Origin of the sequence: Ochrobactrum sp. SSR, from assembly GCF_030067775.1 — a bacterium.
GTDB lineage: Bacteria > Pseudomonadota > Alphaproteobacteria > Rhizobiales > Rhizobiaceae > Brucella > Brucella teleogrylli.
In genome coordinates, this window is the sequence record NZ_CP125970.1 from 137,935 (window position 1) to 151,807 (window position 13,873).

Consider the following 13,873-nt stretch of genomic DNA (forward strand, 5'->3'; position numbering starts at 1 on the left):
CATAAAGGTGGCTTCGAAGCATTAATTGAGCTTATGTGGAAGCTGGATTTAAATTTATCGATATTTATGACGTGGATATTCGTATTCTCTTATTGATCGAATAATATTATTTGATAATAAAAAGAGAATTGCGAAAGTTGAATCTCCATGAAGTCTTGAAATGATCGATATCATTTACGTTATAACGCCGATATTCGCGCTCATGGCATTTGGTTTTATTGCTGTGAAAACGGGGTTCTTTCCCGCTTCTGGTGTCGGCAGTCTCATTTCCTTCGTGAACAATTTTGCGACGCCCTGCCTGCTGTTTTACTCAATTACGACGAGCGACTTTCGTTCCGCCTTCGATCTCAAGATCATCGGCCCGTTTTATGTCGCGGCGATCATCTGCTTTGTGCTTGGCATTACCATCGCCCGCAAAGTCTATGGAAACCGCCCAGGCGAGAGCGTGTCCGTCGGGTTCTCCGGCACATTCACCAACACGGTGCTGATCGGCCTGCCGATCATGACCCGCGCCTATGGCGATCAGGCGCTGCCGGTTACCTTGTCGATCATCGGTTTGCATGGTGCGATCCTGCTGACGGTCGGCATGATGACGATGGAGCTTGTGCGCCGTGATGGTCAGGTCTTGAGCAAGACGATTATCGTCGCCTTGCGCCGCATCGGTTCCAATCCGCTGATCTGGGGTATTGCCACCGGCATCATCGGCTCCAGCCTCGGGATCAAACTCATCGAGCCTGCGGATGCGTTTTTCTCGATGATGGCGCAGGCGGTCGTGCCGGTTTCGCTGTTTGGTATCGGCGGCGCGCTGACTCAATTCAAGCTGTCGGAAAACTGGAAACAGGCTCTGATCGCATCGATCATCAAGCTGATGGTGCATCCAGCACTTGCCTATGCGCTGATGATCGGCGTGCTGAAAGTTCCCATGGAAACTGCGCGTTATGGCGTGCTGCTTGCAGCCATGCCCGCCGGTGTGAATGTCTATATATTCGCAACTTATTATAACCGCGCCTCTGGTGTGGCGGCCAATGCCATTCTCATCGGCACGCTGCTTTCAGCGGTCACCATGTCGTTCTGGCTATATATTCTCGCCGTCTAGCGAACACGCCCGTCTCAGACGGCGCGCCTGCGCTTCGCGGAGATTTCGTAGCGTTCCCACCCGACCAGAACAAAGCTGGAAGCGACGATCAGCAAGGCGCCAACGAAGACGTTTGTTGCCGGAATTTCCGCCCAGATCGCATAGCCATAGACAAAGGCCCAGATGAGGCCAGTATATTCGACCGGAGCAAGTGCCGATGCGGGCGCGTGACGAAACCCTTCGTAGAGAAGATACTGGCCAAGCGTTGCGATCAAGCCGAGGCCGAACATGAGCGCCCAGCCCATACCATCCGGCCATTGCCAGAGCCATGGAAAGGAAACTGCGCAGGCAATGCCGAAGATCAGGCTGGTTGCGAACATCTGCGTCAGCGTTGTTTCACTGCGGCTGACGAGCCGGATCAGGATCGTGCTCCATGCCCAGCAAAAGCCAGCCACTACGCACATGATGGCGGGTATCAGGTTTGGCGAATGGCCCGGATTGGCCGCGATGACAACGCCCACAAAGCCGCCGAAACAGGCAATCCAGCGTCCGGTTCCAATCCGCTCCTTCAAAACGAGAATGGACAGAAACATGACCATGATCGGTGCGGAGAAATAAAGCGTGGTCAATTCGGCAAGGCCAAGAAACTTGGCGGCATTATAGAACAAAAGCCATGCAAACAGCATCAGCCCGGCACGCAGGACAAGCGTGCCGCGATAGGGGCTGTGCATGATCGACGGGTGGCGGTAATAGCGCACCAAAGCGCCGGTAATCACGACAATGACCAGACTGCGCATGAAGAGGATTTGGGGCACGGCATAACTGGCGACGAGCCATTTCACCAGTGCATCCTGCAAGGCGAAGCATGCATAGCCAGCCGATGCCAGCGCAATTCCGACCAGCGGCTTTGTTTCCTGCATGCCCGTCGACATAATAACCCGCCAAACCGTTATTTTAAAACGAGCAGTTACCGCTGCCGCAAGGCAATGTCATGTCAAAAATAATGATTGATTGATCAGCGTTTGTGACAGGACGCGACCACAAACCATCTTCTACTCATGCGCGCAGTGATATTCAGGCATTCCATGCAGTGTTGAAAGTTGTTTTCTAAAGACAATGTAAAATACGACATATGCCGTATTTTAAATGTTTCTGTATGTCTATTCAATGTTCTCTTGTCGCCAATGCATTTTAGTGACAGAAAATAAGCTGTTCGGGGCAAGGGGGACATCGTGCGGTCGGGGACACTAGCGGGGATGCGTGGCGCGCCGGGATGGCGCTATCTTTGTGCGATGATAGTCGGGCTTTTTTGCCTTGATATCCGGTTCGTTGGCGGCTCAATCCGCGCCGACGGCGGCCCCGATAGAACATGTTATATTTAGCAATGGGTCTATCGTTGGTTGGATTGGGGCGACTGTTGGCGGAACGCTAACTTATTCACTGGCATCAAACCCGATGCATGGCATCATTACCAATTTCTTTCCTGAAACAGGAATCTTCACGTATACACCTGCACCGAATTTCAGCGGCGTCGATACATTCACATATCAAGTAACGGACGACACTGGCAGTGCTTCAAATACAGTAACAATTACTGTATTGGGACAAAATCCGACCGTCATGTCAGTGACCGTTCCAAGATCCGGCTACTACAAAGCCGGTGATAAGTTGAACTTCGTCGTGAATTTTGATGATTTGTTTTCCGTAATTGGGAATCCGGTTATACCAATCGTTATAGGTACAACCCTAAGAAATGCGATTTATACACCAACACCAGGGAATGTAAGCAGCAACAGCTTAACTTTCTCCTATACTATCCAGCCTGGCGACATTGATGCAAACGGGATTAGCATTGGGCCTGCGATAGTTTTGAACGGCGGGACAATTGAGACCAACGCGGGTCAGCCAGCCGATCTTACACTCAACAATGTTGGTGCTACGAACGGGGTTCTTGTTAATACAGCCAATCCAACAGTGGTGCTTTCAACGTCGTCGCCCGCCTCCAGCGAGGAGAAGATCATTACCATCACTTTCTCGGAAGCGGTATCGGGGCTGGACCAGAACGATTTCGAGATATCCACTACAGGACTCCATGATATTACTTATCGTTTGGATTCATCCGTTAACAATATAGTTTATACGCTTCGAATGCGGGTTCAAAGTAGTGAATCGGTTCAGATACAATTACCAGAAAACGCTGCCGTGAGTTTTTTTGGAAATAAAAATCTTGCGTCCAACATATTGGATATTTCAGTTGTTAAATCATCCGATGCGAATTTGCAGAATCTTATTCCCAGCACAGGTACTTTAACGCCGACCTTTGCTCCCAACACGAGCTCGTACACGTTGAATGTCGCAAACGATGTGGAGAGCATTTCGTTCACACCATCGCTTGCAGATATCAACGCAACGGCTGTCGTCAATGGGGCATCAACGCCCAATGGAACGTCCAGCGCTTCAATCCCATTGGTGGTGGGGAGCAACACGGTTACCACGACTGTTACCGCGCAGGATGGAACCACCACGAAGAGCTATACGGTCAATGTCATTCGCGCGCAGTCCGGCAATGCCGAACTGGTGGGCCTTGTTCCGAGCGCTGGATCTCTTGACCCGGCATTTTCGCCGAGCGCGACGACTTACGCGCTGGCGGTTCCAACCGAAACATCGTCGTTACAACTGACGCCCACTGCCGCTGATCCGACGGCAACCATCACGGTCAACGGAGCAGCCGTTGCGTCCGGTAGCGCGAGCAGTGCGTTCCCGTTGGGCATCGGCAATACGACCCTAACGGTTGTCGTCATTGCGCAAAATGGAACGACACGCAGCTATATGGTGAATGTCACGCGCGCCGTGTCGGCGGATGCAACGCTTGCGAGCCTTGTTCCGAGCGTCGGATCGCTGGACCCGGCATTTGACAAGGAGACGCTCAGCTATTCTGTCAATGTCGAGAATGGTGTCGAGAGCATTTCATTCGTGCCAACCGTTTCCGAGCCTTCCGCCCGGGTAAGTGTTGCAGGAAGCAATGTTGCGTCGGGAAGTTCAAGCGCTCCGGTGGGGTTGGGGGTTGGTGCGAATACGGTTTCGATTGTTGTAACTGCGCCAAGCGGCGCCAATCGCAGCTACACGGTGGTTGTCAGCCGTGCGGTGCCGGTCTTCCCGGACCCGACGCTTGATCCCGAAGTGATCGGCCTGTTGAACGCGCAGACAAGTGCGGCACGACGTTTTGCGCAAGTTCAAACCCGGAATTTTCAAAACCGGCTTGAGCAATTGCATGATGAAGGCGACCGCAGAAAGTCCAGTCTCGGTGTACGGCTCGGCGGGCAGGCGTCCAACGCGGCATCGGTGGACCCGTCCGACCGGTCTTCTTCAGCGTCTGCAACGCCCAATGCGGCCCTTGGCTATGCGCCGGAAAAGCGCAATGCTTTTCCGGGCAAGGTGATCGGCCTGAAGGACCCGGAACAGCCCGCACCAGCTTTGGACCCTGACCTTGGACCATTCGCATTCTGGAGCAGCGGCTTCGTCAATTTTGGTGAGCGCGATAGTGGCAAGCTCGATCTGGACTATACGCTTGTGGGCGTGAGTGGCGGTATCGACTATCGGTTTTCGGAACGGTTCGTGGCCGGTTTTGGCGTAGGCTATGGGCGGGATCGGACCGACATTGGTGACAACGGCACGGAAAGCCGTGCCAATGCTTACAGCGCTGCCTTCTATGGCAGTTTCAAGCCGCTCGACAATTTCTTTATCGATGCGCTGGTGGGCGGCAGCATTCTGGATTTTGATTCCATCCGTTTCATCACGACAGACGGAAGTTTGACCGACGGCAAACGCGACGGCAGCCAGATGTTCGGGTCTCTGACGGCGGCCTACGAATTTCGTCAGGAAACGTGGCTGGTTTCACCCTATGGCCGGTTGGAAATGTCGCGTTCCTGGCTCGATGGCTATGCCGAAAGCGGAGACAGCATCTATCGGCTGACCTATGGCGATCAAACCGTGGACACCGTCACGGGTGTGGTTGGTCTGCGCGCCAATTACGCCATCGACTACACATGGGGCCGTTTGACGCCGGGTGTGCGGGCAGAATACGCGCATGATTTTCAAGGGGCGAGCCGGACCGCAATGGGCTACAGCGCACTCGGTGGGCTTCCTTATGCGCTCGACATCGAAGGCGAGAGCAGCGATAGCGGAAATGTCGGTCTGTCGCTTGATTTCAGTTTCGAAAATGCATGGACCACCGGCGTAGAATATCAGACCGGCTTCGGCGGCTCTGGCGCGCGAGACCACGCATTCGCACTGCGGGTCGGTGCGAAGTTCTGACAAAAGGCGGCTGCAGGGCCGCTTTTATCTTATCTCGCGTCTTGTGGGTTCAATTCACGGAACAAAAACTGGTCATCTCCATTAATAAGGTGACCAATTATTAGCCGGATGCACTATGGACCGTTATGGTGGGGTTCCTAATCGAAATCTGCCGTTGAACTCAGCCAACACCAGGTTGCCGACTTTGGCCGCGATGGCCGGGGTCATTGCCATATTCTATTTCGCCAAAGATGTTTTCCTGCCGCTGGCCATAGCGATTTTGCTCACCTTCATGCTGGCGCCGATTGTGGCCTTCCTCCGCCGGCTGCGGCTGCCGAGGCTGGTGGCGATCATCACCAGTGTTGTCGGGGGTTTCCTGATCATCGCGATTTTCAGCGCGATCCTGGCCTTTCAGGTGACGGAGGTTGGGCAGAACATCGCGACCTACCAGTACAACATCATTGAGAAAATACGGAATTTGAAGAAGGCAGGCACGGAAGGCGGGATCATCGACCGCTTGAACCGCTTCGCCGAACGGGTAGGGGCCGAGATCAACAGTCCGGAAGAAAAGCCGGATGTTCCCGGGATCAATCCGGAGCCGGAGAGAAAACCGGTGCTGGTTGAAGTCTTCTCGCGCCGCAGCCCCATCGAAACGCTGGAAAACGTTCTGGGGCCGCTGATCAGCCCGCTGGCGACAACCGGCCTTGTCATCGTGGTCGTGGTTTTCATGCTGCTTGAAAGGGAAGAACTGCGCGACAGGTTTATCCGGCTTGTCGGTTATGGCGATTTGCATCGAACCACCGAAGCCCTTCAGGAAGCTGGTAGTCGCGTCGGTCAATATCTGCTGACCCAACTCATGGTCAATATTGCCTATGGCGTGCCATTGGGCATCGGCCTGTGGCTGCTTGGCATACCCAATGCGCTGTTGTGGGGCATGCTCGCTATAGTGCTGAGATTTGTGCCCTATATCGGGCCGGTGATTGCTGCGGTCATGCCGATATTTCTGGCATTTGCGGTTTCGCCCGGCTGGACATTGCTCATCTGCACCATCGCGCTCTTCATCATTGTGGAACTCATCAGCAATAACGTCATCGAGCCGTGGCTATACGGCTCGCGAACAGGACTGTCCCCCCTTGCAATCATTGTATCCGCGATCTTCTGGGCATGGCTCTGGGGACCTGTTGGGCTGGTACTCTCAACCCCGCTGACGGTTTGTCTCGTAGTGCTGGGGCGGCATGTGCCGCAGTTTGAGTTCTTCGAGATATTGTTCGGCGACGAGCCGGTCCTAGACCCGGAAGAGAGGCTCTATCAACGCCTGCTTGCGGGAGACCCGATCGAAGCAACGGATAATGCGGAAGAAATCCTCGAAGAGAAGTTTCTGGTTGAATATTATGGCGCTGTTGCCATCCCGGCGCTCCTCCTTGCGGAACAGGACAGGGCGCGCGGGGCGCTGAATGAAAAGCAGCTGAAGGACGTCACCAGCAGCGCAGATATGCTTGTTGCCAATCTTCGCATGATTGCAAATGAAGAACTGGACAACGATGAAGATGTGACGGTCGATGCGGCCACCAAGGAAAAGGCCAAGGTCGAACTTCCGCCCGGTGAGGGGAGAACTGTCGTCTGTATCGGCGGCCATGATGCGCTGGATGACATTACCGCCGAAATGGTGGCTCAGGTGCTGTCCGTACAGGGTGCGCGCGCCACTGTTATCGGCCATGCGGGCTTGTTGCCAAGCCAGTTGAAAAAAGAGGCTGTCGCCGAGGCGTCCGCTATCGTGGTCTGCTATCTCAATGTGGAGTACGCGACACGCGGAAGGTTCTCTATCCGCCGTCTGAAGCGTCTTAATCCAGATGCGTTGATCGGTGTTGCCATATGGTCCCTTGGGCAGACGAGAGACCGCAAGGAAGGCGCAGAACTCCAAAATAGAATTCGGGCGGATTTTGTTGCCTCCGGGATCGTTGACGTTGTGATCAACTGTCTCGCGGATGGAGAACCGCCGAAGCTTCGCTTGTCGGATACATCAAGCGACAAGCAACGCGCGCCAAAGGAATAGTGCGGTCTCGACACACGGTCTGGTTCAGACATGGGGCGCAGTCACCGATCTGACGCGACCCCCACAACTACATACTATGCTGTTCCACATATGTCTGATGGCAGTGAAACTAGGCCACGCCGCTCACGGCTATGCAGCGGATTTCGGCGCTTCATCAATTCCATTACTGTGTCTCATGTGGTCCACATCAATATATTTAATTAAGGATTTGAAAAATGGATACGAATTTTATTGGTTCTGTCATTCACGCTCTGCCCGTCGAAGATATGATCGGCGGGCCGCTGCAGGCCATGATTAAGGCTCAGCTACAGGCGAGCCACAGCTATGCAGAATTTCTGTTAAAGGTATGTATTAAGGACGGCGTCGCTATTGCCGTTCAGTTCGATTACGACGAGACCGTAATCAACGAGCAAGATGGAACTCCATCTACGCTCAAGAAGACTATGCGTATTCCTTTGCTTGCAACTATTGCTCACCCCAATATTTGCATTGAAGAGGGTACTATTGATTTTGAGCTGGAAGTTACGCAGGCAGAAAAATCCCAGAGCACGACTAAGGCTGATGCAACGGCCGAAGGCAGCATCGGCTGGGGGCCTTTCAGCGTTAAACTAGCAGGTCGCGTATCGCATAAGTCCGAACAAACGCGATCAACGGACACCCGGGCGAAGTATAGCATTCATACCCAGGTAAAGCGTCAGCCTGCGCCGGAAGCGCTGCTGCGAGTCATTGACTTCCTGACAGACGCTGCCACCAAGCCTGTGATGCACAAGGATGTCAAAGCCGTGGATTTCCCTAAGACGGATCCAAAGAACCTGATGCTCACTCCTAGCGAAAATAATAATGGAGGCGACACAAATTAAGCCAATAATAAATTAATTAATTACAAATATTAATATTAAATATTATTAATTAATAAAATTGAATCGAGGTGAGAAGATCGCTGGGCGATCTTCTCACCCAAAAGGTAGTATTATGTCTATAAAAGATTGGTTATATAAAAAAGACCGGAATTGAAGAATCTGATACTTCTTCAAAAGATCATGGATCTAATTTTTTTTCAAAGTAATCGACCGGTATTATCAATAGATGAAATTGCACTCGGTATGCAGCACGCAGCCATGGCAGCAAACCGATTGGTCGCGCGTCAATACTTACAGGCTATGGAGCCTTTCTTTGACGACATTGGCGATGGGCGCCTTAAGCCTAAAGTCGTTGATATCGAGCTGGATGACGACCATCAAATCAAAATCCCTCTAGTGGCGATGTCTACGCCTCGCGGGCTTCTTCTGGAAAAGATGAAAGTATTCTTGACCGTCTGTACAGAAGCCATCGAGCCAATGGACGCCTCTGCTCTTTCCGGGGAAGAAACGACGAACCGCTTTATTGTAAGCCTCTCTCCAACTGCGCATGACAAAAATGGGCGCTGCCCCAGCCATGTAGATATCGAGATGGAGTTTGCATCGTTTGAGCCGCCGGAAAGCGTGATGCGTTTGATCGACGAGTACACACGTCACATACAGCCCGTTCGTCAATCGTGAGGTTATTGTTATGGAGCAACAACGAAGAATAGGTCAATCTGGTCTAAATTTGATTAAAGAGTTTGAAGGTTTGAGGCTCGAGAAATACAAAGATGCTGTAGGAAAATGGACTATCGGCTATGGCCATTTAATACTGCCTTCAGAGCGATTTGACCGGCCTTTAACGGAATTGGAGGCAGAGGATTTACTTCAAAGTGATTTGAGGAAATTCGAAGGGGGCGTCATCCAGTATGTCGCCGTCAGTATGAACCAGAATCAATTCGATGCTCTCGTATCATTCGCATTCAATCTAGGGCTGGCCAATCTGAAAGGCTCGACGCTGCTTCGCCTCCTGAACCACGGTCAATATACAGAAGCTGCAGAACAATTTTTGCGATGGAACAAGGCGGGTGGAATGGCGTTGCCCGGTTTAACGCGCAGACGGGCCGCTGAGCGCGATCTGTTCTTGAGAGCACCTTAGAGCCTGTTCCAAAAGTCGCCCTGTGTGGCTGCAAATGGCAATTTTCTGCGTTCCGGTGCTCACGTACCTTGAATACGCTCCGCTCCGGTACTCGAAAATCACCATTTTCGCACACACATGCCGCTTCTTGATTCAGGCTCTTAAAAATAGGGAAGAAATTAATCGAGATATTTTTATATAATTTAAACTATGGGGAATAAACAATGTTTAATCTACGGGGCGTAATTTTTAGAAATAATTTGGACTTAATGATATTTAATATAAATTACTGCATATATATACTTTATTAATTGATTCGTCTATTTTAAGTGGATAATAAAATGAATTTACTAATTATAGACAGCCATGATATATATTTACGAGGGACAATGCATGGCTTAAAGAACATCGACAAAAATTATTGTATTTACGGGTGTAATTCGATTTCAGATTGGTCTGAAGACATCGAAAACTTGATATTGTCAGCGGTGTTAATTGCCGGTGACTGTTCCCCATCAATCCTGACGGGGTCACTTGAAAAGATTAAAGAAAAACTGCCACTCGTTCCAATAATATTGATGGTTGGCGATGACAGTAGCTTTCGCCGCGGTGGATTTGATAGTTACAATATAAAATCAGTTATCAAGAGGAGTACCTCAATCGACGGTTTGCATGATGTAATATCCGTTATTAATTCCGGGTTCACGTGTTACTCGAATGAGATAAATTCCATGGGGAACCGGCGTAGGAACTCCGGCTTGTTGAGCAATCGGAAAGAAGAGATACTTAGGCTCGTATTGGACGGTTGCACGAATAAGCAAATTGCCAAGATTTTGAATATTAGTCCCGGAACGGTAAAGTCACATATAGAATCTATTCTTGTAAAGTTGAATGTTAATAGCAGAATCAAAGCTGCTACAACCTACTTCATGAACGGCCATGCTGCGGATAATTTATCGGTGGTTAGCGATCGAAATTTTGGAGTTGAATGATCGTGCCCTTGGAGGATTCGCAAAGGTCATTACCTCGCCCAAATAGCGGCTTCAGCAGGCCGCTTGTCCAGAGAAGACGCTGATGGCTGAAACGGGAGGTGAGCGCTAATTGCGCCACGCCCGTTACGGTCGCGAGCAGCCGGAGAGGGGGCATTTCATGCACGGTCCGGCAAGGTCTCGGCGTTCTTTCCTTGTGGTCAAGGCTATCGGAGCTATGATCTGGCTTCGATACAAACCAGCGGGAGAGCGACCATGGCAGATTCACCATCCAATATTGCGAAGCGGAGCGTCGTCGTAGACGGTTTTACCAATAGTGTTCTGGACCCGTCCGAACCGATGTTGGGTCCATTGCAGAATGGCGGCACGATCATCGCCAATACCGCGCCAGGTTGCTGGGGGCCGATGATTACGCCGCGTCTCCGCGGTGGACACGAAGTGACCAAGCCAGTCTATATTGAGGGCGCAGAGGTTGGCGACGGTGTTGTCATCCGCATTCGCGATATTTCCGTAACCTCATTGGCAACAGCGTCCGGTCACGACGCCGTTTCGAACAAATATTGTCTCGGCGATCCGTTTGTTGCGGCGCGCTGCCCTGTCTGTGAAGAAGTTTGGCCCGAAACGCATATTGAAGGCGTGGGACAGGATTCCGTGCGCTGCAACAAATGCGGAACGGCGATCAAGCCATTCGAGATTGTGCATGGTTACACGGTGGTGTTCGACGAAGCGCAGGATGTTGGCCTGACGGTCAACAAGGACGCTGCGGAACGCATCGCCAAGAATGCCAATCACTATGCGTCGCTACCTGATCAATCGGTGCAGCACTCCGTGTTGAACTACGCTCCGGCTGATCTCGTCGGCGCCATTGTGCGCATGCGCCCATTTCTTGGGCAGCTGGGCACAACCCCTTCGAAGGCTATGCCGGATTCCCATAACGCTGGCGACTTCGGCGCGTTCCTTGTCGGTGCGCCGCACCCTTATGCCTTGAGCCAGGAGGAATTGCAGAAGCACAAGACCGATGGGCACATGGACATCGATGCGGTGCGCGCCGGTGCCGTTCTGGTTTGCCCCGTCAAGGTTCCAGGCGCTGGCGTCTATATGGGTGACATGCACGCTGCCCAGGGGGATGGCGAAATCGCAGGGCACACAATGGATGTGGCCGGAAGCGTCACCCTGCAGGTCGAGGTGCTGAAGAGCTACAATAATGACGGTCCCGTGCTGTTTCCGCTGCTTGAGGATCTGCCGCCATTGGCAAGGCCCTTCACGGAGGAAGAAAAGAAACGCGGTGCAAAATTGGCTCAACAGTGGGGCGTCAAAGTCGTTGAGGAAGTGGCGCCGATTTCCGTCATTGGCACGGCGGCCAATATGAACGCGGCTATTGTCAATGGCCTGGAAAGAGCGGCAAAGCTGCTGGATATGACCGTTTCGGAAGTGCGCAACCGGGCTACGATCAACGGCGCTATCGAAATCGGACGCGATCCGGGCGTAATTCAGGTGACTTTTTTAGCGCCTTTGACGAACCTTGATCAAGCCGGTCTCGGGGATATCGCGCGCCAACAATATAATCTTTAACGGCAAGTCCTGCTCGCGCTCGAAGGGTGCGGGCAGGATAAACACATATTCGAAGCCGGTCACTTGCATTCAAGATTCACACAAGCGCGGCAGACATACTATTTGTAATGGGGAAGAAAGTGATTGAAAACACAAGGCTTTCTGGATCGAATGGTGGGCGTAACAGGGATTGAACCTGTGACCCCTACAATGTCAATGTAGTGCTCTCCCGCTGAGCTATACGCCCATTCGATGTGGCGCATACACCATATCGCGTTGCGCCCGTCAATGCCCTTTTTATGAAGTTTTTTCGTCTTTTTGTTGAAGACTTTTCAAAAGCCCGGAAAACCGCGCCTTGGCCAGTGATCGCCTCAGGCGGCGATCAACATTTTTTCGATTTCGTTCACCAGGTCACGCAGATGGAACGGCTTGGAAAGCACTTTCGCGTCGCGCGGGGCGTCAGAATCAGGATTCAGGGCGACGGCTGCGAATCCCGTAATGAACATTATTTTCAGGTCTGGATCGATTTCCGTCGCACGGCGCGCCAGTTCAATCCCATCCATTTCCGGCATCACGATGTCGGTCAGCAGCAGTGAGAACGGCTCTTCCTGCAGTCGTTCATAGGCGCTGGCGCCATTATCGAAGTGAGTCACGTGATAGCCGGCCTTTTCCAGTGCCTTCACGAGAAAGCGCCGCATATCGTTGTCGTCTTCAGCAAGAAGAATTCTTTTCATTGGTCCGTCCGAATTTCCCATCGTTCGCTCCAGTGCTTGGACAGCGTGAACGATTCAATTTTCCACTCTAGAAAACGCTTCTTTGGTAAATATGAAATGAATGCTCGCGCGAATGTTAATTGTTATGGCATGCATTTGGCAACAACCTGTCATTTGTGACGGGATTGCCGCAGTTTTCAGTTCGTGATCGAATTCGGCGTTCCCTGTTGGTATTTGCACCGGCGAAGCGGTTGACGTAATTTGTCGAGCCTGCCGGTGCGCTGTGTCCAGCCGCCGCAAACAAGACATGCATAGACGGATCAAAATATGAGTTTGGAGCGTGATTTCAGCCTGATACCGCCTTTCGAGGTGAATGCTCCGGCAGAGCAGCGAATTCCGTTCGTATTCAACTCGCCGCATAGCGGTCGTTATTATCCGCAATCCTTTCTGGAATTATCCCGCCTCGACAGTCTCAGCATCCGCCATTCGGAAGATTGTTATGTGGATGAGCTGTTCGCGTCTGCCGTGCGGCTCGGCGCACCGCTGCTGAAAGCCCATTTCCCGCGCGCATTTCTCGATGTGAATCGCGAAGCCTATGAGCTTGATCCGCGCATGTTCACCGAAACCTTGCCGCCCTTCATCAACAGCCAGTCGGCGCGTGTCGCCGGTGGTCTGGGCACGGTGCCGCGTCTGGTGGGCGAGGGGCAATTGATCTATCCGGGGAGAATCCCCCTTGCCGAAGCCTTTTACCGCATCGAAAGCCTCTACAAGCCCTATCACCGCACGTTGGAAGGTCTGTTGCAGTCGACCCGCGAGCGGTTCGGCTATGCGGTTCTGATCGATTGTCATTCCATGCCGGGGGGTGTGCGTCCGGGGGAGGTGGGCTCCCGCCCGGATTTCATCATTGGCGACCGATTCGGACGCTCCTGCAGCGAGCGCCTCACGCAGGCGGCCATCGAGCTGCTGCGTGAACTGGGCTATTCGGTTGCGCATAACAAACCCTATGCGGGCGGTTTCATCACCGAGCATTATGGTCGGCCAGCCGTTGCGTGCCATGCCTTGCAGATTGAGATCAATCGCAGTCTCTATGTGAACGAGCAGTCGCTGCACAAACTTGCGGGCTTCGAAACGTTATGTGGCGATCTGCATCAGTTTCTGAGCTATCTTACATCGCTTCCGGATGATTTGTTCATCGCGCCGCCGCTGGCTGCCGAATAGGTAA

At 52.3% G+C, this 13,873-nt stretch carries 11 protein-coding genes, 1 tRNA gene and 1 pseudogene; 10 read left to right on the top strand and 3 right to left on the bottom strand.

Annotation, left to right across the window (positions count from 1 at the left end):
* Positions 1–160: 160 nt before the first annotated feature.
* Entirely contained in the window at positions 161–1,096 is a 936-nt protein-coding gene (locus QLQ11_RS12205) for an AEC family transporter (protein WP_109367776.1), read from the top strand.
* Between the two features lie 14 nt (positions 1,097–1,110).
* On the opposite strand, the gene QLQ11_RS12210 is transcribed toward QLQ11_RS12205, so the two are convergent.
* A complete protein-coding gene (locus tag QLQ11_RS12210) occupies positions 1,111–2,007 on the bottom strand; it encodes a DMT family transporter (RefSeq protein ID WP_109367775.1) in 897 nt (298 codons plus the stop codon).
* Positions 2,008–2,404: 397 nt separating this feature from the next.
* Here QLQ11_RS12210 and QLQ11_RS12215 point away from each other — a divergent pair, with 397 nt between their 5' ends.
* From QLQ11_RS12215 to QLQ11_RS12250, 8 genes and pseudogenes are all read left to right on the top strand, one after another.
* Positions 2,405–5,389, top strand: a complete 2,985-nt coding sequence (locus QLQ11_RS12215) for a cadherin-like beta sandwich domain-containing protein (RefSeq protein WP_371835984.1) — start codon at positions 2,405–2,407, stop codon at positions 5,387–5,389.
* A gap of 115 nt (positions 5,390–5,504) precedes the next feature.
* Positions 5,505–7,421, top strand: a complete 1,917-nt coding sequence (locus QLQ11_RS12220) for an AI-2E family transporter (RefSeq protein WP_109367773.1) — start codon at positions 5,505–5,507, stop codon at positions 7,419–7,421.
* A 215-nt stretch (positions 7,422–7,636) separates the two neighbouring features.
* Positions 7,637–8,281 carry a DUF2589 domain-containing protein gene (locus tag QLQ11_RS12225; RefSeq protein ID WP_109367772.1) on the top strand — a complete coding sequence of 215 codons (645 nt, stop codon included), beginning with the start codon at positions 7,637–7,639 and terminating at the stop codon, positions 8,279–8,281.
* A gap of 150 nt (positions 8,282–8,431) precedes the next feature.
* Entirely contained in the window at positions 8,432–8,959 is a 528-nt protein-coding gene (locus QLQ11_RS12230; protein WP_283736270.1) for a DUF2589 domain-containing protein, read from the top strand.
* Positions 8,960–8,969: 10 nt separating this feature from the next.
* The gene (locus tag QLQ11_RS12235) at positions 8,970–9,419 is read left to right on the top strand and encodes a lysozyme (protein ID WP_109367770.1); all 450 of its coding nucleotides are present in this window, start codon (positions 8,970–8,972) and stop codon (positions 9,417–9,419) included.
* A gap of 34 nt (positions 9,420–9,453) precedes the next feature.
* Positions 9,454–9,564 (top strand): annotated as a pseudogene (locus tag QLQ11_RS12240) (flagellar basal body P-ring protein FlgI); the annotation flags it as partial.
* Between the two features lie 565 nt (positions 9,565–10,129).
* Positions 10,130–10,390 carry a response regulator transcription factor gene (locus QLQ11_RS12245; protein WP_371835997.1) on the top strand — a complete coding sequence of 87 codons (261 nt, stop codon included), beginning with the start codon at positions 10,130–10,132 and terminating at the stop codon, positions 10,388–10,390.
* A 252-nt stretch (positions 10,391–10,642) separates the two neighbouring features.
* Entirely contained in the window at positions 10,643–11,959 is a 1,317-nt protein-coding gene (locus QLQ11_RS12250) for an acetamidase/formamidase family protein (RefSeq protein ID WP_109367768.1), read from the top strand.
* 151 nt (positions 11,960–12,110) lie between these two features.
* Here QLQ11_RS12250 and QLQ11_RS12255 read toward each other — a convergent pair.
* Positions 12,111–12,185, bottom strand: a tRNA-Val gene (locus QLQ11_RS12255).
* Between the two features lie 124 nt (positions 12,186–12,309).
* Positions 12,310–12,672: a cell cycle two-component system response regulator CpdR gene (gene cpdR, locus QLQ11_RS12260; protein ID WP_002966536.1), complete on the bottom strand. Its 363-nt coding sequence runs from the start codon at positions 12,670–12,672 to the stop codon at positions 12,310–12,312.
* 306 nt (positions 12,673–12,978) lie between these two features.
* On the opposite strand from cpdR, the gene QLQ11_RS12265 reads away from it, so the two are divergent.
* Complete coding sequence (locus QLQ11_RS12265) at positions 12,979–13,869, top strand: N-formylglutamate amidohydrolase (RefSeq protein ID WP_109367767.1); 891 nt, start codon at positions 12,979–12,981, stop codon at positions 13,867–13,869.
* Positions 13,870–13,873 lie beyond the last annotated feature (4 nt).